Origin of the sequence: Mycobacterium botniense (assembly GCF_010723305.1) — a bacterium.
GTDB classification, from domain to species: Bacteria; Actinomycetota; Actinomycetes; order Mycobacteriales; family Mycobacteriaceae; genus Mycobacterium; species Mycobacterium botniense.
In genome coordinates this window covers 2,152,005-2,171,683 of sequence record NZ_BLKW01000004.1, presented here as the reverse complement: position 1 = coordinate 2,171,683, position 19,679 = coordinate 2,152,005, and the positions used below count along the sequence as shown (strand labels likewise).

At 66.0% G+C, this 19,679-nt stretch carries 22 protein-coding genes and 1 pseudogene; 9 read left to right on the top strand and 14 right to left on the bottom strand.

What is annotated here, in order from left to right; all coding sequences use genetic code 11:
- The first annotated feature begins 29 nt into the window (after window positions 1-29).
- Genes G6N08_RS19980 through G6N08_RS19965 form a run of 4 tightly spaced genes read left to right on the top strand, consistent with a single transcriptional unit; the run spans window position 30 to window position 1,800 of the window.
- Entirely contained in the window at window positions 30-305 is a 276-nt protein-coding gene (locus tag G6N08_RS19980) for a DUF2746 domain-containing protein (RefSeq protein WP_163760950.1), read from the top strand.
- Window positions 306-314: 9 nt separating this feature from the next.
- Window positions 315-464 carry a hypothetical protein gene (locus G6N08_RS19975; protein ID WP_163659477.1) on the top strand — a complete coding sequence of 50 codons (150 nt, stop codon included), beginning with the start codon at window positions 315-317 and terminating at the stop codon, window positions 462-464.
- Entirely contained in the window at window positions 461-763 is a 303-nt protein-coding gene (locus G6N08_RS19970) for a DUF7427 family protein (protein ID WP_083129663.1), read from the top strand. Before G6N08_RS19975 ends, G6N08_RS19970 begins: the two co-directional genes overlap by 4 nt.
- Window positions 691-1,800, top strand: a complete 1,110-nt coding sequence (locus tag G6N08_RS19965) for a PPE family protein (protein ID WP_083129662.1) — start codon at window positions 691-693, stop codon at window positions 1,798-1,800. Before G6N08_RS19970 ends, G6N08_RS19965 begins: the two co-directional genes overlap by 73 nt.
- A gap of 195 nt (window positions 1,801-1,995) precedes the next feature.
- Here G6N08_RS19965 and G6N08_RS19960 read toward each other — a convergent pair whose 3' ends face one another.
- The 3 genes from G6N08_RS19960 to G6N08_RS19950 all read right to left on the bottom strand — a co-directional run bounded on the left by G6N08_RS19960 (window position 1,996) and on the right by G6N08_RS19950 (window position 3,523).
- Complete coding sequence (locus tag G6N08_RS19960) at window positions 1,996-2,625, bottom strand: hypothetical protein (RefSeq protein ID WP_083129661.1); 630 nt, start codon at window positions 2,623-2,625, stop codon at window positions 1,996-1,998.
- Entirely contained in the window at window positions 2,622-2,939 is a 318-nt protein-coding gene (locus G6N08_RS19955; protein WP_083129660.1) for a hypothetical protein, read from the bottom strand. Before G6N08_RS19955 ends, G6N08_RS19960 begins: the two co-directional genes overlap by 4 nt.
- An 80-nt stretch (window positions 2,940-3,019) precedes the next feature.
- Complete coding sequence (locus G6N08_RS19950) at window positions 3,020-3,523, bottom strand: NUDIX domain-containing protein (protein ID WP_163760439.1); 504 nt, start codon at window positions 3,521-3,523, stop codon at window positions 3,020-3,022.
- A 50-nt stretch (window positions 3,524-3,573) separates the two neighbouring features.
- Between G6N08_RS19950 and G6N08_RS19945 the strand changes: the two genes are divergently transcribed.
- On the top strand, window positions 3,574-4,515 hold the full coding sequence (locus G6N08_RS19945) for a D-2-hydroxyacid dehydrogenase family protein (RefSeq protein ID WP_163760948.1): 942 nt from the start codon (window positions 3,574-3,576) through the stop codon (window positions 4,513-4,515).
- A 69-nt stretch (window positions 4,516-4,584) separates the two neighbouring features.
- Here G6N08_RS19945 and G6N08_RS19940 read toward each other — a convergent pair.
- Window positions 4,585-5,682, bottom strand: a pseudogene (locus G6N08_RS19940) (phosphatase PAP2 family protein); the annotation flags it as partial.
- Window positions 5,683-6,034: 352 nt separating this feature from the next.
- On the opposite strand from G6N08_RS19940, the gene G6N08_RS19935 reads away from it, so the two are divergent.
- A complete protein-coding gene (locus tag G6N08_RS19935; RefSeq protein ID WP_163760437.1) occupies window positions 6,035-6,805 on the top strand; it encodes an SDR family NAD(P)-dependent oxidoreductase in 771 nt (256 codons plus the stop codon).
- Window positions 6,806-6,952: 147 nt separating this feature from the next.
- Entirely contained in the window at window positions 6,953-9,118 is a 2,166-nt protein-coding gene (locus G6N08_RS19930; RefSeq protein WP_163760436.1) for an acyl-CoA dehydrogenase family protein, read from the top strand.
- 78 nt (window positions 9,119-9,196) lie between these two features.
- Here the strand turns inward: G6N08_RS19930 and G6N08_RS19925 are convergent, their stop codons facing one another.
- Window positions 9,197-9,592, bottom strand: a complete 396-nt coding sequence (locus G6N08_RS19925) for a Zn-ribbon domain-containing OB-fold protein (protein WP_163760946.1) — start codon at window positions 9,590-9,592, stop codon at window positions 9,197-9,199.
- A 101-nt stretch (window positions 9,593-9,693) separates the two neighbouring features.
- On the opposite strand from G6N08_RS19925, the gene G6N08_RS19920 reads away from it, so the two are divergent.
- Entirely contained in the window at window positions 9,694-10,890 is a 1,197-nt protein-coding gene (locus tag G6N08_RS19920; RefSeq protein WP_163760434.1) for a thiolase family protein, read from the top strand.
- A 154-nt stretch (window positions 10,891-11,044) separates the two neighbouring features.
- Window positions 11,045-11,989, top strand: coding sequence for an anti-sigma factor RsbA family regulatory protein (locus G6N08_RS19915; protein WP_163760432.1), 945 nt, complete (start codon window positions 11,045-11,047; stop codon window positions 11,987-11,989).
- Between the two features lie 38 nt (window positions 11,990-12,027).
- On the opposite strand, the gene G6N08_RS19910 is transcribed toward G6N08_RS19915, so the two are convergent.
- Genes G6N08_RS19910 through G6N08_RS19875 form a run of 9 tightly spaced genes read right to left on the bottom strand, consistent with a single transcriptional unit; the run spans window position 12,028 to window position 19,389 of the window.
- The gene (locus tag G6N08_RS19910) at window positions 12,028-12,285 is read right to left on the bottom strand and encodes a HypC/HybG/HupF family hydrogenase formation chaperone (RefSeq protein ID WP_163760430.1); all 258 of its coding nucleotides are present in this window, start codon (window positions 12,283-12,285) and stop codon (window positions 12,028-12,030) included.
- A 3-nt stretch (window positions 12,286-12,288) separates the two neighbouring features.
- On the bottom strand, window positions 12,289-12,780 hold the full coding sequence (locus G6N08_RS19905; RefSeq protein ID WP_163760428.1) for a hydrogenase maturation protease: 492 nt from the start codon (window positions 12,778-12,780) through the stop codon (window positions 12,289-12,291).
- Between the two features lie 16 nt (window positions 12,781-12,796).
- A complete protein-coding gene (locus tag G6N08_RS21140; RefSeq protein WP_281352785.1) occupies window positions 12,797-12,928 on the bottom strand; it encodes a DUF6893 family small protein in 132 nt (43 codons plus the stop codon).
- On the bottom strand, window positions 12,928-14,280 hold the full coding sequence (locus G6N08_RS19900) for a hypothetical protein (protein ID WP_163760426.1): 1,353 nt from the start codon (window positions 14,278-14,280) through the stop codon (window positions 12,928-12,930). The genes G6N08_RS21140 and G6N08_RS19900 overlap by 1 nt, the downstream gene beginning before the upstream one ends.
- Window positions 14,277-14,939: a DUF6084 family protein gene (locus G6N08_RS19895; protein WP_163760424.1), complete on the bottom strand. Its 663-nt coding sequence runs from the start codon at window positions 14,937-14,939 to the stop codon at window positions 14,277-14,279. Before G6N08_RS19895 ends, G6N08_RS19900 begins: the two co-directional genes overlap by 4 nt.
- A complete protein-coding gene (locus tag G6N08_RS19890) occupies window positions 14,936-15,571 on the bottom strand; it encodes a DUF5947 family protein (protein ID WP_163760422.1) in 636 nt (211 codons plus the stop codon). The genes G6N08_RS19895 and G6N08_RS19890 overlap by 4 nt, the downstream gene beginning before the upstream one ends.
- On the bottom strand, window positions 15,568-16,479 hold the full coding sequence (locus G6N08_RS19885) for a NifU-related iron-sulfur-binding protein (RefSeq protein ID WP_163760420.1): 912 nt from the start codon (window positions 16,477-16,479) through the stop codon (window positions 15,568-15,570). Before G6N08_RS19885 ends, G6N08_RS19890 begins: the two co-directional genes overlap by 4 nt.
- A 3-nt stretch (window positions 16,480-16,482) precedes the next feature.
- Entirely contained in the window at window positions 16,483-18,282 is a 1,800-nt protein-coding gene (locus tag G6N08_RS19880; RefSeq protein ID WP_163760418.1) for a nickel-dependent hydrogenase large subunit, read from the bottom strand.
- A 51-nt stretch (window positions 18,283-18,333) separates the two neighbouring features.
- Window positions 18,334-19,389 carry an NADH-quinone oxidoreductase subunit B family protein gene (locus tag G6N08_RS19875; protein ID WP_163760416.1) on the bottom strand — a complete coding sequence of 352 codons (1,056 nt, stop codon included), beginning with the start codon at window positions 19,387-19,389 and terminating at the stop codon, window positions 18,334-18,336.
- Between the last annotated feature and the right edge of the window lie 290 nt (window positions 19,390-19,679).

Genomic DNA, 19,679 nt, shown 5'->3' with positions numbered 1-19,679 from the left:
GCCGGGCTCGTCGTCATCACGGTCGGCGGCTGGGGAAAGCATGGATCGACAGTCGCAACCATGCACGCGCAGTCGGCGGCATCCGCGACCAGCTCGTCAACGGTCACGACTCGAACCTGCGGGAAGATCTGGACGAGTTCCGGGCCGAGGTCCGCGCCGGTTTCGATGACGTGCGCCGCGATATGCGCGGCATCCGCCAGGACATCGGCGGTGTCCGCGGCGAGCTGCGTGACGAGCGCGAAGCACGGCTCGACCTCGAGCGGCGCATCGAAACGGCGAAACGCCGCCACCCCGAACAGATGTGACGTGACCTCATGCAGGCGCGGTCGCCGCTGACTGAGCAGATCACCACCGCGCTGGCGCAACTACGCGCCGCGCGGGATCAAGGCGAGATCGAGCGCGAATGGACATGGCAGTCGATGCTTGACAGGCTGCTCGACCGTTACAGCCAAGGATTCAGGTGAGACCGTCCGATAAGGCGTGGATCGTGCTGGGTGCTGCGCTGGCGGCGGCTGTCGGTGTGTGGGATGCGCTGTGCCCGCCCGATGAGATGTTGTCGGACGCCAGCCGCCGCTACGCCAAAACGCATCCGCTGCTCACCTATTGGGTGATCGGCACGGTGGTGCTGCACCTGATCGGCCGGCTGCCCCACGCCGTCGACCCGATACATCTGGTCGGGGAGGGGTTTCGATGGACTTCGCTGCGCTTCCACCTGAGATCAACTCGGCCCGCATGTACGCCGGCCCGGGCCCGGGCTCGCTAATCGCTGCGGCACAGGCGTGGGAGACGCTGGGTGCTGAGCTGGAAGCGGCGGCCAACGGTTACCGCGCCGCCGTCACCGGACTCGTCAGCGGCGCGTGGCTGGGCCCGTCGAGTCAGGACATGGCCGCAGCGGTACAGCCATATATCGCATGGATGGAAGCGACCGCGCAGCAGACGCGGCAGATCGGCGCACAGGCACTTGCCGCTGTGGAAGCCTACGAGGCGGCGTTCGCCGCGACCGTGCCGCCTCCCGTGATCGCCGAGAACCGTGCACAGCTCGCCGCACTGGTTGCGACCAACCTGCTCGGCCAGAACACCCCGGCGATCATGGCCACCGAGGCGCAGTACGCCGAAATGTGGGCGCAGGACGCCGCCGCGATGGTTCAGTACCAGGCGACGTCATCGGCTGCGACGTCGGCGATTACGCCGTTCACGCCCGCACCGCAAACCGCCAACCCGGCAGCCCCGGCCATCCAGGCGGCAGCCCAACCAGCGACCACCAATGGCGGTGTCGGGTCGATCATCAGCCAGATCGACGGCATCCTCAACCCGAACGGCGTTCCGATCCTCGGGCTCGACAGCAGCACCCTCCTCGGCCAGTACCTCGAGCAGTCCGTGAGCGGCGGCTACCCGATCAACATCGCCCAGCTCTTCGGAAACTTCATCGCCTACACGGCGATGGGGGCGGCCGTCAGCTCCGCGACGACCAGGCCCGCTGTCGCGACACCGCAGCCTGTCAGCGTCAGCAGTGCGACACCGTTCGTGTCGACCCAAGTAACGGCCAACATGGGTGGCGCGTCGACGCTCGGCAGGTTCTCGTCGCCGAGCTGGACGACGCAGCCCTGGAACCTCGAGGGACGCGCGCCGAACGTGTCGGTAGCGACACCGGCCGCGCAGAGATACCAGGCGGGAATCCCTGTGCCGCCGGCCGTCCCAGTTACCAGCGCCGGCAGAAGCGCACAGCGGCGCGTCCGCGAAGACCCCGAGTACGGGCACGTGTCAAAAGTGCTGCCACCGCGACACCCGGCAGGAGGCTAGCCGCGACATATGGGTCGACGGATTCTTCCTCGATGGAGGCCAGGCTTTTACGTGGTTGGCCTGGACGGCAAACTACCGCCCGGCGCGGCGGGAGCAATCCATCGGGGGATGGTCGTCGGCCCGCGCCGGAGCGGTGAAGACCAGGGTCAGCGTGGCGAGGATAGCGAGAACGAATTTCATACCGGGCCTCTTTTTTCACGTGGCGGCGGTCGGGCAGCGGGCGGCAAGCGCCTCAGTCGTCCAACGGGTGGCTTGGTCGAGCCCCCATCCGCTGATGCGTTGGACGAATTGGATGGCGTCGGTTTTGGTGCCGCCGTCCCAGAGGACGTTGCATGTTGAGGTTGCGAGTTGGCCTTCGGTCCAGCCGTTGCCGATGGTCGGCGGTGGCGCGAACCGTTGGGTGGGAGCTGAGGGCGCCACCGCTGGGGTTTCGGTGACCGTCACCGTCGGCGGCGGCTCGGCAACAGGCGGGGGCGCCGCGACAGTTGGTGTGGGCGCGGAAGTCGGCACCGGAGCTGCGAGAGAATACGAGGGAGCTGCAGCAGCAACGGCCGGGGTTGAGGGCGCCGAGCGCGGCGCGTTGTCGCGGCGCGTCAACCAGACACCTGCCATCCACGCTGCTGCGGCAACCGCGACGGCCATCAGCCCCACGAAGATCTTCACGGTTCCCCACGCGTAGGCCCGGTCGTCGGCGTCGCTCCACAGATCCTCATCGTCCTCGTCGAGGTCGCTGTAGGCCAGCGGAAGGTCGGGAGTCGCGGTGGTTCTGATGGCCGCGGTTTCCGGCTCGGGCGTGGAAGCGCCGGATTGGGTTGGGCTGGTCATTTCGCGCCCGCTTCGTACTGTGCGTTCATCGACTGAACCCGTAGGTACAGCTCGACCCAACGCGCTGCTGCGGCCTGTGCCATATCGCGACGTGCCTGCCTCGCCTTCTGGCTCATGTCTCCCTGTGCGCCTGCTGGCAGCCTATCCCACAGCGCCCAGGTGGCGTACTCGTAGGCTGCGTCGTGGAGCGCTCTTAGCGCCTCGCCGTATCCGTCGTAATCAAACTCGGCGAGGGAATCTAACGCGTCTCTAGGTCGCCGGAGGTCGATGTGGACGCGGTCCACATCTTCGAGGGTTTCCGCAGGTCGCCGCATGCCGTCCACACTCCTTACATCATTGTGTTTCCGCAGCTCAGAGCCGGTTTCGGGGCTATTCCCGTCGGGTTCGAGTCCCGTTAGCTCCACTTCGGGCGCACCTCACGCGGTGGCCGCTGGGGTGCACCGGCCTGCTTGTGCGGCCGCCAATCAATCCCGAGGTACTCGAGGTAGATCTGCGCGCACGCGGATCCTTTTCGAGCCGCATCAAACAGCTCGGCCGGGTTTGAGGTGAAGGTCAAGTCCACATACTGGGTGAGTGTGGTGTCACGTTGCGGCACCTGCGGGGCTCGACCCCCGCAAATCGTCGCCGCGTAATCGCTTAAGTGAAACACGACCCCGTCACGCTCGCAGGTTTGTCCACCTATTTTCGCACCGACCTCGACGTCGACACCCAGCTTCACGGGTCCGACACGAACAGCAGCTTCGATCTCGGTTTCGGCGTCGTGCATCGTTATTGCCGGAAAACCCCATACACCGGCGAGCGGGTCTTCGTCATCCTCGGGGCGCTGGACAATAAGGAATTCGGATTTATCGTTGGTGATCACCAACGCAACCGAACGTTTCTGCGGCGTCCTCACCATAATGCGTTCCGGGAGCAGTTGTATGCGACATTATCCCTGTGGCTACCCCCATGAAAGTGGCAATCCTCGATGATTACCAACAGGTCGCGCTGCGTATGGCCGACTGGTCGGCGGTGGCGGCACGGGCCGAGATCGTGGTTTTCCACGATCATCTGGCCGACCCGGACGCGCTGGTCGAACGGCTGGCGCCGTTTGACGTCGTCTGTGTGATGCGTGAGCGAACACCGTTGCCGCGCAGCATCATTGAACGTCTTCCCAATCTCAGAATGATCGCCTCCACCGGACCGTTCAACGCCTCCATCGACCTGGGGGCCGCCGCAGAGCGCGGAATTTACGTCAGCACCACCGGGGGCTACATCGAGTCCACGGTCGAGCTCACCTGGGCGCTGATCCTGGCCGCGGCCCGGCGGCTTGTCGATGAGAGCCTGTCAGTGCGGTCTGGCGGGTGGCAGACCTCGGTCGGCCGCCAGCTCGCCGGCTCGGTGCTGGCAGTACTGGGGTTGGGCAGGATCGGCACACGAGTGGCTCGCGTCGGCCAGGCGTTCGGGATGCAGGTCATCGCATGGAGCGCCAACCTGACGCCGCAAGCCACTGAGCAGGCCGGGGTCAGCTATGTGCCCAAGGACGAATTGTTCAGGCTCGCCGACGTGCTGACCATCCACCTGGTGCTCAGTGAGCGCACCCGCCACCTGGTGGGTGCTGACGAGCTTGCGCTGATGAAACCAACCGCGTTGCTGGTCAACACCTCTCGGGGGCCTATTGTTGACGAGGCGGCTCTGATCGGGGCGTTACAGTCACACAGGCTCGCCGCAGCCGGTCTGGATGTGTTCGATATCGAGCCACTGCCCGCCGGGCACCCGTTGCGCAGCCTGGACAACGTAGTCGCCACTCCACACCTCGGCTATGTCGCCGACCGGGTCTACCGGACGTTTTACGGGGAGGCCGCCGCCAAGATCGCGCGCTGGCTCGATGATGTCAGCCGTGCCGGTTGACTTTACGGCGCAACATGGCACGCCGGCGGCAGATGCCAGGGGTGTCGCGGCACGGTGAAGGGAGCCGGTGTCGACCATGCGGCACCGCCGGCGTGACTCGAGACGGCCAGCGACCAGTAACACGACGGCCGCCAACACCCAGCCCAGCAGGATGTCGATCACGTAGTGCTCAGCCGAGTAGACCAGGGCAAAGGCCATCGTCAGCGCGTAGGCCATCAGCAATGGGCGCCAGTACCGGTGAATACGCCGCCACAGGAACATCGCGACCATCGCGGACAGCGCGGCATGCAGCGAGGGGATGGCCGCCACCAGGTTCACGCTGGCCTGGCCCGAGTCGATGAGCACACCGGCGGCGTGCAGATGCAGCGTCGCCCAACCGCGGGTGGAGATCCGCTCCACGAAGTGGTGGGCACCGGGCCGGCCGGAATGCATGGCGCCCAGCAGCCCGCCATCCGGGACGCCCGCAGGGCTGCGGAACATGCACCTGGGGTTGGCCGGGCCCCCCGCGACGTCGGCGACGCTGCAGCGGGCGGCGGCCCAGGGTGGGGCGGCCGGCAGCAGCACATATATGGTGAGCGCGGCAAACGACAGCGAGACGAACCGCCAGACAAACGCTTTCCACTCGTCTCGGTTGCGCAGCCACAACAGCCCGGCGACCACGTAGGGCACGATGAAAAACGACATGTAAACGGTGCTGATGATCACTTCCCACCAGGGCGGGGTGGGCATTTTGAGGTGCTCCTGCAACCACACGGTCGGCACTGCGCCGAATAACCAGCGATCCGCTTGTGGTTGGAATCGCCACAGGGTCGGTGTGCCAACCAGGGTGGCTGCTCCCCGGCTGAGGTCGTAGAGCAGCAGCACCAAGGCAAACGGGAGCCAGTCACGAATGACCATCAGCACCTTGCGGCGGCGCCCGATACTGGCGCTCATCAACCCGGTGGCGATGTAGACCAGCAAAAGTTCCCGGTTAAAGGCGAGACCGCCCGTGAGGGTGCGATACACCACGACAACCGCCCACGTCGTCACCGCGGCGCGGCGCACCACCGTGAGCCGGCGATCCCGGCGCCTGCCGTCGCCGGGGGCGGGACCGGCCGGGTCGGCTGGGCGGGGCTCGCGGGGAGTGCGCCGGGCCGGTGCAGGCCGGGATTGGGGGGCGGCCACCAGCGATGTTGGATCGGTCGTCAGTGACACCTGAGCGGACTCCCCACCCACGACGGAACACGCACGCCCGTACATCTTGCCAATCACCCGGGCAGGCCGGCGCCCGACATGCCGGAAAGTATTCAACCGCAGTTTGCCGCCGTGTTACCTGAAGTGCGCGGAAACAGGATGAGCCGGGTGCTGCGGCGCCGCCGCGGGTTGCCGGCGCCGATCCCGGCAGCCGGGGTTGCCGGCTGGTGCAGGTGGCGTGGCCGGGCCGCGATAGCGTGCTTGGTACTGTCCGGCGACGCGGCACGACAGGCAGCCGGGCATCCGGAGCCCGCGCGAGAAGGACCAGCCAGGTAAGGAGATTCGAATGGAGATCAACGGCAAGAAGGTGGTCGTCATCGGTGGCGCGTCGGGGATGGGCCGCGCCAGCGCCGAGCTGCTGGCCGCCCGCGGCGCCCGGGTGGCAATACTTGACCGCGAGGCGTCGGAGGGCAAAGAGGTGGCCGCCGGTGTCGGCGGCGAGTTCTACCCGGTGGACGTCACCGACTTCACCGGCACCGAGGAGGCCTTGCAGGCCGCGGTCGAAGGTCTCGGCGGGCTGCACGTCGCGGTGACGACCGCCGGAGGCGGAATCGCCAAGCGGACATTGACGAAAGAAGGTCCGCATGATCTCGAATCCTTTCGCTCCGTGGTGGATCTCAACCTGATCGGCACTTTCAACATCAGCCGGCTGGCGGCGTGGCACATGAGCAAGAACGAACCCGAGGACCCCGAAACAACCGGGGAACGCGGGGTCATCATCAACACCTCCTCGATCGCGGCCTTCGAAGGCCAGATCGGCCAAGTCGCCTACACCGCAGCCAAAGCCGCGATCGCCGGAATGTGTCTGACGATGGCACGCGATCTGGGGTCGCTGGGCATCCGGGTGCTGGCCATCGCCCCCAGCCTGTTCGCCACCGGGCTGACCAAGGGGATTCCCGAGGACTACGCCACCGCGCTGACCAAGGACGCGGCGTTCCCGCGTCGGCTGGGCCGGCCTGAGGAGTTCGCCAAGCTGGTGGCGGCCATCGTGGATAACCCCATGCTCAACGGCCAATGTCTGCGGCTCGACGCCGGACAGCGTTTCGCGCCCAAATGACCGCGCCCGCCGCCGGCCGCGGGGCACGGCGGTGACCGCAGCCGCGGCTGCGCGGCAAGCCCGGCTCGACCGTCGCCCGGCGGCTTTCGCGCGCCACCATCTCACTACACTCAGTGCACGGCCGGCTCGTCCCCGAGGAGGGCACCGATGGGTATCGCCCTGACCGACGATCACCGCGAACTCGCCGAGGTGGCCCGCGCGTTTTTGACATCGCAAAAGGCGCGCTGGGCGGCGCGGTCGCTGCTCGACTCGGCTGACGAAACCCGCCCGCCATTCTGGCAGCATCTGGTGGAGCTCGGCTGGCTGGGCCTGCATATCGACGAAGAACACGGCGGCTCAGGCTACGGGTTGCCCGAACTCGTGGTGGTGGTCGAAGAGTTGGGCCGGGCGGTGGCGCCGGGGCCATTCGTGCCCACCGTGATCACCTCGTCGGTGATCGCAACGGAAGGAAACACCGAACAACGACAGCGGCTCTTGCCGCGGCTGATCGACGGAACCCTCACCGCGGGCGTCGGGCTGGACGGCCAGGTGCGCATCACGGACGGAACCGCCGACGGCGAGGCGGGGATCGTGCTGGGCGCCGGGCTGGCCGAGCTGTTGCTGATCGCCGCCGGTGACGACGTGCTGCTACTGGAGCGCGGCCGCGCGGGCGTGTCGGTCGACATCCCCGCGAATTTCGACCCGACCCGCCGCTCCGGTCGGGTGAGCCTGCGCAATGTCAGCCTCACCGCCGGCGATATCCTGCCCGGCGCCCGCGACGCCGCGCTGGCCCGTGCGCGCACACTGCTGGCCGCCGAGGCGGTTGGCGGTGCGATGGACTGCGTCGACGCCGCTGTCGGTTACGCCAAGGTGCGCAAGCAATTCGGCCGCACCATCGGCACCTTCCAGGCGGTGAAACACCACTGCGCGAACATGCTGGTGGAAGCCGAGTCCGCGGCGGCCGCGGTGTGGGACGCGTCGCGCGCCGCCGCCGAAGACGAGGAGCAGTTCCGCCTTATGGCAGCGGTTGCCGGTGCGCTGGCATTTCCCGCCTACGTGCGCAACGCCGAACTCAACATCCAAGTGCACGGCGGTATCGGCTTCACCTGGGAGCACGACGCGCATCTGCATATGCGCCGCGCGCGGGTGCTGGCTGCGTTGTTCGGCGGTGACGCGCCTGCACGAGATGTCTTCGAGCGCACCGCGGCCGGTGTGATGCGCCGCAATAGCCTGGACTTACCGGCCGAGGCCGAGGAGCTGCGCAAGCAGATCCGTGCCGATGCCGCCGAGATCGCGGCTCTGGACGAAAAATCGCAACTCGACAAGCTGATCGAGACCGGCTACATCATGCCGCACTGGCCCAAACCGTGGGGTCGTGCCGCCGGCGCGGTCGAGCAACTGGTGATCGACGAAGAGTTCCGCGCCGCCGGTATCAAACGCCCGGACTATTCGATTACCGGATGGGTAATCCTGACGCTGATCCAGCACGGGACTCCTTCGCAGATCGAGAGGTTCGTTGAGCCGGCGCTTCGCCAGGAGGAAGTGTGGTGCCAGTTGTTCTCCGAACCCGACGCCGGATCGGATGCGGCCGGGATCAAGACGCGCGGTACCAAAGTGGCCGGGGGCTGGAAGATCAACGGGCAGAAGGTGTGGACCAGCGGAGCGCACTACTGCCGACGCGGCCTGGCCACCGTGCGCACCGACCCGGATGCGCCCAAGCACGCCGGTATCACCACGATGGCCGTCGACATGAAGGCGCCGGGCGTCGAGGTGCGCCCGCTGCGCCAGGCCACCGGCGGCGCAGACTTCAACGAGGTGTTCTTCAACGACGTGTTCGTCCCCGACGAAGACGTGGTCGGTGAGCCCAATGCCGGATGGACGGTGGCTCGCGCGACGTTGGGCAACGAACGGGTCAGCATCGGCGGCGGAGGGTCATTCTCCGAGGGTGTGGCGACGCAGCTGGTGCAGTTAGCCCAACGACACCGAGATCGGCTGGCGGGAGCCACTGTTCGTGTGGGCGCCTTTCTCGCCCAGGATCATGCACTGCGGTTGCTGAACTTGCGCCGCGTCGTCCGCAGTGTTGAGGGAACGGGTCCGGGACCGGAAGGCAACATCACCAAGCTGAAGCTCGCCGAGCACATGGGCGAAGGCGCGGCGATCTGGGCTGACCTGGTTGGGCCGGAGGTCGCGTTGACCGACGGGCCGGGGGCGCTGGTCGGCCGGATGGCGCTCGCCGCCCGCGGGATGGCGATCGCGGGCGGCACGTCGGAGGTGACCCGTAATCAGATCGCCGAGCGGATTCTCGGTATGCCGCGAGACCCACTGATCTCCTAGCGCAGCGGACGCAGAACAATTCCGGTATCGAAGGTTTGGGTACACACACGGATGTTGTCGCGGCAGTGTCCGCTCAGCCTAGTTGGCGGGGGCGAAGACCGGCACGAACACCGCGTCGGGACCGCTGCCCTGCCGTTCGAATCGAACCTCGACCGGCATTCCGCAAAAAACTGAATCCGGTTCGCAGTCCACGATGTTAGCCGCCAGCCGCAGGTCTTGCTGCTCGGCCAGTTCGATGATGGCGATGATGTAGGGGACCGGAACGCCGGGGTTGAACGGGTGGAAGTTGACCGTATACGTGAACACGGTGCCGCGCCCCGAAACCGGTCGGGCGACCAGCGGGCTGCCGCACTCACAACATTGACCGACGGGAGGATGCACCCAGCGGGCGCACTGGTCGCAGTGCTCGATCAGCAGCTGTCCGCTGGCCCCGCCTGTCCAGAACGGCTGCCCCCGCTGATGGTCCGGAAGGATGCGTGCGGGGGCAGCGGGCGAATCCGGCTCGGCGGCCACAAACACCCGAGTGTAGTTTATTAACCCTGGTTCATGAGCAGCTGGGCGTACGGACGGTGGTCATGCGGTATTTCGAGAAGGCTGCGATCCTGTCCGGAGTCGGCATCTCGCGAATCGGGCGCCGCACCGGCATCCCGGGCCTCGAACTGACCCTGGAGGCCGTGCAGGCGGCGATCAGCGACGCCGGCTTGACTCCCGGGGATATCGACGGAATCGCGACTCTCGGTGATACCGCGGCGGCTGAGGTCACCGCCGCGCTGCACCTTGCGGCGGTCGACTGCACGAGCGGGTTCGACACCGGCGGGCTGCTGACCCCGGTGATGTCGGCGTGTCGTGCGGTCGCCGAAGGGCGGGCTCGGCATGTGCTGGTCTACCGGACCGTACAGATGATCGGCGGCAGTGTGCCGACCTCAGCGTCCGCCGCGGACGCGCCGCGTCCACCGCTGGCGCGGATCGTCGACTCGCCAGCAGATGGTGATCGACCGGCGATCGGCCCAATGGATGATGTCGCTGATCTTGTTGCGGCGCACGCCTATTCCGCGGCGAACTGGCTGGCGTTGAACTGTCGCCGCCATATGGAGCTGTACGGGACCACCAAAGAGCAACTGGGCTGGCTGGCGATCAACAGCCGTCGCAACGCAGCACTGAATCCCCTTGCCGTGTACCGCGAACCGATGACAATGGCAGACTACCTCGCTGCGCGGCCGGTGTCGTCACCGTTTGGACTGCTCGACTGCGATGTGCCCGTCGACGGGTCGATCGCGGTAGTGGTGTCGGCCGCCGACTATGCTGCCGACTGTCCGCACCGGCCGGTCGCGGTGGAGGCTATCGGCGGGTCGAACGGTGCGGGCGGCTGGTTTCACCGCCCGGATTATCCCAAGATGGCGTCGGTTGATGCGGCGGCGCAAATGTGGTCGCGCACCGACCTGAAGCCCACCGATATCGACATCGCGGAACTGTACGACGGGTTCACGTTTCTGACCATCGCCTGGCTGGAAGCCCTCGGCATCTGCGGTGACGGCGAAGGCGGTCCGTTCGTCGAGGGGGCTACCCGCATCGCCCGCGACGGCGCGCTGCCGCTGAACACCTATGGCGGACAACTGTCGGCTGGGCGGATGCACGGCTACTGGGTGCTGCACGAGGCGTGTCTGCAGCTGCGCGGCCAGGCCGGGGAGCGGCAGGTGCCCCGGCGCCCAGAGGTCGCCGTCATCGGCGTCGGCGGCGGCCCCATTGCCGGGTGCATGGTGTTGACATGTTGAGTTCGGGTGTGCGCTAACGCTGATGGCGCCGGTGACGACGCTCGGTTGCGCTACCGGATCGGTTGTCATCTCGACGCCCGCGGCCCTGGGTGCGGGCCCGATTCGGGACCGGTAGCCTTAGTAGCGGTCGGGGCATGGCGAGCGGGGATGGGGCATGTCCACGACCACAACCGCCGAAGCGAGCGGTTTCGTGCATGCGGCGCTGTTATATGGCTGCGAGCAGCAATACCTCGATCAGGTGCTGCCCTTCATTCTCGACGGGCTGGCTCTGGGCCAGCCCGTGCTGGTCGGAGTACCCACACGCAACTTGGCGATGCTGCGCGGCGCCCTGGGCGACGCGGCGGCCAACGTGGCGATGGCCGATATGACGGAGATCGGCCGCAACCCTGCCCGGATGCTGGGTGTGATGGATGGCTTCGCCACCGAACACCGCGATCGGCGGGTGCGAATCGTCGGAGAACCGGTGTGGCCGGGACGAAGTGTGGACGAATATGCCGTATGTGTCGAAAGTGAGGCTCTGTGTAACCTGCTGTTCGACGGCTGCGAGATGACGGCGCTATGCCCGTATGACACAAGCCGGCTCGCTGACCGTGCGCTGGCGGACGCGCGCATGACACATCCGCTGCTGTGGCAGTCTGGGTCGACGGACCGCTGCGCCGAATTCGCGCCGCACGACGCGCTAACCCGTCATCACCGGCCCCTGGTCCGCGATGCGATGGCGGTCAGCTACACGGTCAGGGCGCACGCCGATCTGGGTTCGGCGCGGACTTTCGCCGCGCACTACGCCCGCCAGTTCGGCCTGTCCCGGGAACGTCTGGAGTCCCTGCTGCTGATCGTGACCGAGTTGGCTAGCAACAGCCTGCAGCACGCAGGACAGCCATGCCAGCTCGCTTTCTGGCCATCCCACGGGCATCTCGTGTGTGAGGCCAGTGATCGTGGTTGCCTCGACGATCCGCTGGCCGGGCGCAGGCTGCCGAGTGGCGACGGCCCCGGCGGCCGTGGGCTGTTCCTGGTCAACGCGGTCGCAGATCTCGTCCGCATGTATGCCGCGCCAACGGGTACCACGATCCGGGCGTACCTGCGGCTCGGTTTCCCCTAGCGCACGCGGGACGCGGCGGCCCCGCACCGTCGCCGCGGCTAGGTCGGCACCTCCGAGTCGTCGCTGCCCCGGCCCATCAGCTCCAATCCGGCCATCGCCTGCTCGGCCCCGGCCCGGTCGGTCTTTTCGACCACAAAACCCATGTGGATGATCACCCAGTCTCCCGGGGCAAACGATTCCTCCGGCAGCATCCCGACATTGACCTTGCGGGTCTCACCGGCAACGTCGACCAGCGCCAGCTGGCCGCCGTAGCCGTCGAGCATCCGGACAACCTGGCCCGGAATCCCCAGACACATGATCTAGACCTTTCGTATCGCATCGCGGCCCTGCAGCATCGACACCGTCGACTCGACTGCCGCCACCGCGTTCGGAACAGCTGCCCGGACCACCTCACTCAGACCCATCCCCTCTGCGATGTCGGCGACTTCGCACCCCACCACGATGGTGCGCGGAGGCTCGCCGCCGAGGGCACGCAGACTGGCGAACACCGTCCCCGGGTCCATGCCATGCGCATCCAGTGCCGCGGCAGAACACAGCGACGCGTGATCGGCCTCGAAGACATGCACTGTTCCAGGGGAGCCCTGGTCGGGTAGCGCGTCGACGAGCACCAACGCATCCCAGCCGTCCAGGAGGTCATAGGCCAAATGCATTCCTCCGATCCCGTAATCGATGATGCGCACGTCGTCGGTTTCGGCGACCCGGCCCGGAAGGTGACGCAGCACCTCGGGACCGAAGCCGTCGTCGCCGAGGAAGATGTTGCCGATGCCGGCCACCAGGATGCGCGCTGCCATCGGGCCGTCCGGGTCGTTACATGCGCCGGATCTTCAAGTAGCGCCGGGCATCCCCAATGTTCACCAGTCCCATCACCACTCCGATGAGGACGGCCAGGGCGATGATGCCGATAAACACCCACCCTATGATCTCAAGCGGTGTCGCCATCACGGACTCCTTTCAGTGCCGGTGTGTTTCATATCGAGCGGTTCGATTTCGTCGGGGGAGAAGTACAAGTAGCGGCCATACCACTCGTGCAAGTCAGCGGCCGGGTCATCGTCGACGACGACACCGACGTGCCGGTTGCCGTCGACGTCTTCGTGCACTGAGGTGACGTGTGCGGTTTTCCCCGCGAAAAACAGGTCCTGTGCGTCGGCGCGGCGGGCCGGATGCAGCCGCACACGGCTGCCGCGCGCCACCCGGACACCGTTCACCAGCACCGCATCGACTTCCGGACGTACTGCGGTGTCCGCCAGTGGATCCCACCAGTCCGAGCCCTCGGGTATTTCCGGAATGAGCCCGGGGTCGGGGGCACTCTGTTCGCCATGCGGATCGTGCAGCACACCGTGCAGACGCTGGAGTTCCTCTGGCGACATTGCCTCGCAGCGGTCGATGATCTGGGCGGCCAGCGGATCGGTGGCCCGCGCTTCTGCTTTCTCTTGGTCGGTCATGGTCATCACCCGCAGCGTGAGCAATTCATCGATCTCAGTGCAATCGTAGAGTGCGGTTTGGCTTTGCTCGGCGATCTCGGGATAGTCGTAGAGGATGATCGGCGAGATCAACAACAGATCGCGCTCACCGGCCTGGCCGGCCAGCACCGGGAAGCATCGATGCTGTCGGCAGCGAGCCGCCGCGGCGGCGGCATGCTCTGGCGGCTCGAGCAGTGAAATAAATTCGCCACCAACGGCTTCTGCGATGATGTGAGTGCCGATGAGAGATCGTGCGATTGCGTCGCTCCTGTCGATGGCAGCGGCGCCGGTGTTGCGCAGTATGGTGGTGACCCGAAATGAGCTGTCGTCCGGCTCGACACTGACGTGCAGCTCCGCACGCACCTCCTGCCTTGTCCGCACCAGCCTGCCGCCGCTGACTGTTTCGATTTCGGTTCCGGCCGGGGCGGTCACCGGTAGCGTCCATTGGGCAGGTGACTCCGCTAATTCCAAAGGGCCGAAAGATAACTCGCGTTCTACCGCTTCGTCCCACGAGAGCCAGGACCCCGCTTCGGTGGTGAGTTCATCAACCGGCTGGTAACGCCGGCAGCCGGTATCCCGCTCAGCGCCGCGGTGCTGCAGCTGCAGAAAGCGCACTACCAGCGCCAGTGCCGCTACCCGATCGACAAGGAACTGGGCTGAGATGCTGTCATCTTCGCCCAGCCCGGCGTCAGCTGCGTCGGGTGGCCCCACAACACCCCACTGCCATCGTGATCGGTTGCGGGTCGACGTGGCGCGGTACGGGTAGAGCAGGTATCCCTCGTAGAGAACCGCATCAGCGACCGCACGGACCCGATCCCACTTCGCGCTCATCGCGCCTCCTGGTGAGCCGCCCCCAACAGTGCGTTCACCGCGTCATCGATGCTGAGCAGCCCGCGCGCCGACTTGTAGGCAGCGAGCGCGTTCACCGTGTCGTGAGACAGCCGCACCCATCCGCTGTCGGGGTAGTGCAGGCGGATAAGCTGCTGCCACACCTGCACGGGCATGTCATAGCGGTCTTCGCAGTCCCAGGAGATCTGCCGAACCGAGAAGCCGCGTTCACCGGCCATGAAAACCGTTCCGCTGAACAAGAACTGCAACGGCACGGCGCCGCCACGCAACGCGTGCAGGTATTTGGCGGCGGCCACCTCGAAGTCGTAGCTGCACTCCAGGGGCAGCGCTACCTCGGTGGTGCCGGTGAACGCGGGAACCATCGCGGTGGCGTGCTGCCACAGGAATGTGTGCTGGGTGGTCGCCCAGCGTTCTCTGGGGCCGAACAAATCCAGCAGCCCCACTGCCTCCTCGTCGGAGTAGCCGCGGCGCACCGGATCGATGCGGACCTGGCAGCGCAGGGCGATGGCATGTACGGGTTCGTCGTCGGGTGCAACGACACCCACGCGCGCGGTCAGCACCGGGGTGACCGCGTAAGGTTCCGGAGCCACCTCGAGGACCGCGAACCTGACACCGGGCGGCTGGTCAGCGGAATCGGTCATCGCCGTTGCTCCGTGCTGCGTGCGGCGACTTGGGTGAAGAACGCGGCGATGAACTCCCGGGCCTGCTGTCCACCATCGAAGCCGCGCCACAGCAGCCGCAATCCGCCGACGAACTCATAGCAGGCGTCGATCGGAACCAGGTAGCACTCGGGTTGGCCGGTGTCGGTGTCAGCGGGGACCCGCACCAAAAGCGCCTCGACATCGTCGGCGAGCAGCTCTACCCGGGGATCGGCCGCGCTGATCGCCGTCCAGGCGTCCAGGTCCAACTCGGATTCGGTGGCTCCCGCCGGCGACGGGTAGAACGCGACGGTGCGGTTGAGCGCCGAGTTGCGGAAGAAAAAGGCGACCCCGACAGGAATCTGCAGCGCCTCCCAGGCGCGGCGGTCCAGCGCGAAGTCCGGGAAGCTCAAATACCGATCCGGCACCGCGCGGTAACGCAGCTCGGCACGGTCGTCGGTGAACAGCAGATAACAGGCGCGGCAAACGCACATCAGTTGGCGCGCAGCCAGGTTCACCACGTGCTGATGCTGCTCGGGTATCGACTGCGTGCACATCTCACACCGCTGGCCGGCGGGCCTGGTGGCGCGCGGGCGGCTGGTGATACGGGAGAGGACGTCGTAGGGAGTGCTCATGCCGGCGTGTCCATCGGTTCGGTCGGCACGGCAAGCGACAACACCCCGTCGCGGACCAGTAAAGGTATGGGCTGCAGGTTCCGCTCGGCGTCGTCAAGGCCCAACCCGGCGTGCACCACGTCGAAATGGCTGCGACAGCGCGGACATCGCAACACCGGGTCTTTCGTGGCCGTCCCCCGGTGCAGCACCGCGCCGGCCAACGAGCCGTCGCACGCCGGGCAATGGTCGCGGTAGGCATACAGCTGGTCACCGACTCGGCAGGCGAGCACCGGGACACCGCCGACGACGAAACCGCCGACTTCCCCGGCCGCCAGTTCGGCGAATTCGGGCACCTGACACCAGTGCGCAGCGCCCGCCCCGTTGGCATGGATCTTGGCCAGCAGCGATTCGGCCGGGATCACCCCCGCCGCGTCAGCCTCGGCGCTGACGACCTCGATCGAGGTGATCTCCGGAGCGGCGGCCCGGATGGCGTCCTCGACCGCCAGCTCCAGCGTCACCGCCGACGACGGGCAGCTGGTGCAGCTGCCGGCGAACCGGAGCCGCACGGTATCCCCGGAAACCTCGAGCAGGTGCACGTCGCCGCCGTGCGACCCCAGATAGGGACGCACCCGGTCGAGCGCATCGGCCACCCGGCGGCGCACATCGTGCGGATGCAGCCCGTGCACCAGCAGCAGGCTGGCCACCAGGTCGTCGGCCGCAAGACGGTCGACGAGCGCCGGGTCATCGAGTATGGCCATGATCCGGGATAAACCCGCTCCGTAGAGTTCGACCACTTCGCGGACCAGCTGTTCGGCGCGCTCACGAGCAGCGGACCCGCCCGCCGAGGTCGCCTCCAGCAGCGTCTGGATCCGATCGCCCGCCGTGCGCCAGTGCGCGTCCCCCTGGATCTCCTCGGGGCGATCCGCCATCCATTACTCCCCGGTCGCCGTCTGCGCTGGCGAGTGCAGCTTCTGCAGGGTCTTGCCTTTGCCGAGGTACATGTGCACCCCGCAGGGCAGGCAGGGGTCGAAGCTGCGCACGGTGCGCATGATGTCGATGCCTTTGAAGTGGTCGCGGTCGTTTTCTTCGAAGATCGGCTGACCCTGCACCGCGTCCTCATACGGTCCTGGGGTGCCGTAGACATCGCGCGGGTTAGCGTTCCACGGGGTGGGCGGGTAGGGGTGGTAGTTGGCGATCTTGCCGTCGCGGATCACCATGTGGTGGCTGAGCACCCCGCGCACCGCCTCGGTGAAACCGCAGCCGATACCGTCTTTGGGCACGTCGAATTTCTCCCAGGTCTTGGTGCGCCCGGCCCGGATTTCCTCCAGCGCTTTTTCGGCGAAGTACAGCCCGCACGCGGCCGCGTAGGCCTGGAAATAGGTGCGTGCCCGGTCGCGTTCGATGGTGTTGGACCCGTGCTGGGGGATCTTCCATTCCAGTTCGACCGGACCCTTCAGCGCGGTCTTGGGCAGATTGATCTGCACACTATGGCCGGTGGATTTCACATAGCCGATATCGACCAGCCCGGCCAACGCGGTGGCCCACAGCCGCGCCAGCGGGCCCCCGCCGGTGTCGAGCGCCAGATGCTCGCCGTTGTGATACCAGCGCGGGGACATCACCCAGCTGTATTTGCCGCCGTCCATGTCGCGTTTTTGCGGGTGTGGCAGGGTGTGCTGGTTCCAGGGGTGGCGCCGGTCCACCGGGTTGCCCAGCGGGTCGGTGGTGACGAACATCTCCTGGTCGGCCCAGTCGTCGTAATAAGAGCTGCCCAAAAGAATCCGGATATTCAGGTTGATGTCCACCAGTGAGGTGGTGACCAGCTTGCCGTCGACGACCACACCCGGGGTGACGAACATCCGCCGGCCCCAGGACTCCATGTCTTTGTAGGAGAAATTGCAGTAGTCGGGGTCCTGGAACGAGCCCCAGCAGCCCAGCAGAGTGCGCCGCAGCCCGACCTTCTCATATCCGGGGATGGCTTCGTAGAAGAAGTCGAACAGATCGTCGTGCATGGGCACGACCTTTTTCATGAACTCCACGTAGCGCATCAGCCGGCTCATGTAGTCGGTCATCAACTGGATCGTCGCGACCGTGCCCACCCCACCGGGATACAGCGTGGAGGGGTGCACATGCCGGCCCTCCATCAGGCAAAACATCTCCCGGGTGTAGCGGCTGACCTGCAGCGCCTCCCGGTAGTGCTCGCCGGAAAACGGGTTCAGTGAGCGCATGATGTCGGCGATGGTCTTATAGCCGTGCATATCGGCGTGCGGCGCGGGAGTATTCTCCGCGCGGGCCAGCACCCCCGGGTTGGTCTCGGAGACCATTTTTTCGCAGAAGTCCACGCCGACCAGGTTCTCCTGGAAGATGTTGTGGTCAAACATGTATTCGGCGGCCTCGCCGAGGTTGATGATCCACTCGGCGATATGCGGCGGTTTGACCCCGTAGGCCATGTTTTGGGTGTAACAGCTACAGGTGCAGTGGTTGTCCCCGCAGATCCCACAGATGCGGCTGGTGATGAAATGCGCATCCCGGGGGTCTTTGCCCCGCATAAACAGCGAATACCCGCGGAAAATCGATGAGGTGGAATGACATTCCACCACTTCTTTATTGTCGAAGTCGATTTTGGTGTAAATCCCCAGGCTGCCCACGATCCGGGTGATCGGATCCCAGCCCATCTCCACCAACTGGCCCGGCTCACGCTTGGCGTGGGTTGGCTCGGGAACAATCGTTGTCATCGCAGTTCACTTCCTCATAGTTAGCTGAGCTGTCGTGGCATGCCGGCCGTGCTACCAGGTGCGCTTGGCACCCGACAACAGCTGGGTGCCCTTCTTACGCCAGCGCGGCTCCTTGTCGACGGTGCGCGCGGTGATGCCGCGAAGGTTGCGGATCATCGACCCGTACAGTCCCGAGGCGGTCGAGGAGATCTTGCCGCCCGGGGGCTCATCCATGAACGGCATGAACTTATCCGGGAACCCCGGCATGGTGCAGCCGATGCAGATACCCCCCACATTCGGACAGCCCCCAATGCCGTTGATCCAGCCTCGTTTGGGGACATTGCATTTCACCACGGGGCCCCAGCAGCCCAGCTTGACGATGCACTTGGGTGAGCCGTACTCGGTGGCGAAATCACCTTGTTCGTAGTAGCCGGCCCGATCACAGCCCTCGTGCACCGTGTTGCCGAACAACCACTTCGGGCGCAGCGCCTCATCCAGCGGGATCATCGGCGCCTGCCCGGTGGCCATATACAACAGATACGTCAGCGTCTCGGCCAGATTATCCGGGTGAATCGGACATCCCGGCACACACACAATCGGAATCCCGGCTTTACTCTTCCACTCCCAGCCCAAATAATCGGGCACCCCCATCGCCCCGGTCGGGTTACCCGCCATCGCGTGTAACCCGCCGTAGGTGGCGCAGGTTCCCACCGCGACTACCGCGGTCGCCTTGGGCGCCAGCCGATCCAGCCACTCGCTGGTGGTCATCGGCTGGCCGGTGGCCGGGTTGTTACCAAACCCGCACCAATATCCCTCGTTTTTGATCGCCTCATTAGGGATCGAGCCCTCCACCACCAGCACGAAGGGCTCCAACTCCCCCCGATCAGCCTTGAAAAACCATTCCAGGAAGTCATCAGCCCCGCCGGTGGGCCCGCATTCGAAATCGATCAACGGCCAGTGCACAGCGATCTTGGGCAACCCGGGCAACGCGCCCAGCGCGATCTCCTCGATACTGGGCTGGGTGGCGGCGGTCAACGCCACTGAATCACCATCACAACTGAGCCCCGCATTGATCCATAACACATGGATCAGGGTTTCTTCCGCTTTGACCGCAGCTTCCGTTGGCATACCGCAGCTTTCCGGGGGCAGACTGAAACCCCCTACACCGCAGGGGTCGACCCTCGGCCCGCTTACGCGGCGCTAAACTGTCGGTTTACTCCCACCTGCTGACGTTGTCAACGGTCTGCTCAGCAAATCTGGGGGAGTTCTCCGAGAATTCGCGGATCTGCCCTACCGTGGCCCACGGCGGCGTATTGTGGGCGGCCAATCCCCGGTCCACACAAGCTCTTAGCACAGCTATCGTGAATGGGGTCGCGGTTATCTTGCGAGTCAGTCGCAGTGATACCTGCAAATCAATC

Bases quoted from the DNA above. Each gene is read 5' to 3' on its own strand.
- G6N08_RS19975 (WP_163659477.1), top strand. From the start codon at position 315: ATGCAGGCGCGGTCGCCGCTGACTGAGCAGATCACCACCGCGCTGGCG.
- G6N08_RS19965 (WP_083129662.1), top strand. From the start codon at position 691: ATGGACTTCGCTGCGCTTCCACCTGAGATCAACTCGGCCCGCATGTAC.
- G6N08_RS19960 (WP_083129661.1), bottom strand. From the start codon at position 2,625: ATGACCAGCCCAACCCAATCCGGCGCTTCCACGCCCGAGCCGGAAACC.
- G6N08_RS19955 (WP_083129660.1), bottom strand. From the start codon at position 2,939: ATGCGGCGACCTGCGGAAACCCTCGAAGATGTGGACCGCGTCCACATC.
- G6N08_RS19950 (WP_163760439.1), bottom strand. From the start codon at position 3,523: ATGGTGAGGACGCCGCAGAAACGTTCGGTTGCGTTGGTGATCACCAAC.
- G6N08_RS19945 (WP_163760948.1), top strand. From the start codon at position 3,574: ATGAAAGTGGCAATCCTCGATGATTACCAACAGGTCGCGCTGCGTATG.
- G6N08_RS19935 (WP_163760437.1), top strand. From the start codon at position 6,035: ATGGAGATCAACGGCAAGAAGGTGGTCGTCATCGGTGGCGCGTCGGGG.
- G6N08_RS19930 (WP_163760436.1), top strand. From the start codon at position 6,953: ATGGGTATCGCCCTGACCGACGATCACCGCGAACTCGCCGAGGTGGCC.
- G6N08_RS19920 (WP_163760434.1), top strand. From the start codon at position 9,694: ATGCGGTATTTCGAGAAGGCTGCGATCCTGTCCGGAGTCGGCATCTCG.
- G6N08_RS19915 (WP_163760432.1), top strand. From the start codon at position 11,045: ATGTCCACGACCACAACCGCCGAAGCGAGCGGTTTCGTGCATGCGGCG.
- G6N08_RS19910 (WP_163760430.1), bottom strand. From the start codon at position 12,285: ATGTGTCTGGGGATTCCGGGCCAGGTTGTCCGGATGCTCGACGGCTAC.
- G6N08_RS19905 (WP_163760428.1), bottom strand. From the start codon at position 12,780: ATGGCAGCGCGCATCCTGGTGGCCGGCATCGGCAACATCTTCCTCGGC.
- G6N08_RS21140 (WP_281352785.1), bottom strand. From the start codon at position 12,928: ATGGCGACACCGCTTGAGATCATAGGGTGGGTGTTTATCGGCATCATC.
- G6N08_RS19900 (WP_163760426.1), bottom strand. From the start codon at position 14,280: ATGAGCGCGAAGTGGGATCGGGTCCGTGCGGTCGCTGATGCGGTTCTC.
- G6N08_RS19895 (WP_163760424.1), bottom strand. From the start codon at position 14,939: ATGACCGATTCCGCTGACCAGCCGCCCGGTGTCAGGTTCGCGGTCCTC.
- G6N08_RS19890 (WP_163760422.1), bottom strand. From the start codon at position 15,571: ATGAGCACTCCCTACGACGTCCTCTCCCGTATCACCAGCCGCCCGCGC.
- G6N08_RS19885 (WP_163760420.1), bottom strand. From the start codon at position 16,479: ATGGCGGATCGCCCCGAGGAGATCCAGGGGGACGCGCACTGGCGCACG.
- G6N08_RS19880 (WP_163760418.1), bottom strand. From the start codon at position 18,282: ATGACAACGATTGTTCCCGAGCCAACCCACGCCAAGCGTGAGCCGGGC.
- G6N08_RS19875 (WP_163760416.1), bottom strand. From the start codon at position 19,389: ATGCCAACGGAAGCTGCGGTCAAAGCGGAAGAAACCCTGATCCATGTG.